Annotated in this window: 1 protein-coding gene; it reads left to right on the top strand. The window is 72.1% G+C overall.

The window, feature by feature from the left end; translation table 11 throughout:
• Positions 1-247, top strand: a 247-nt coding sequence (locus tag HKX41_12735) for a hypothetical protein (GenBank protein NNC25001.1), incomplete at both ends; no start/stop codon positions are given.

Raw genomic sequence — 247 nt, forward strand, 5'->3', positions numbered from 1 at the left:
GAGCGCACGGTAGATATCGCCGTCGGCGGCAGCGCCACCCTGAGCCTGGACCGCTACGGCCGCAACGGCCGCTTCGCGTTCGATCTCGCCGCCAACGAAGTGCTGCAGCTCAACGTGTCGCCGGACACGACCCCGGCGCAGCGCCCGATCGGCTATAGCCTGGTCGGCCCGGAAGGCACCACCTACTTCGTCAAGCCGCCCGCCGTCGGCGCGCAGACGCTGGTGGCCGCCGCGACCAAGGCCGGGC

Source organism: Salifodinibacter halophilus (assembly GCA_012999515.1).
GTDB classification, from domain to species: Bacteria; Pseudomonadota; Gammaproteobacteria; order Nevskiales; family Salinisphaeraceae; genus Salifodinibacter; species Salifodinibacter halophilus.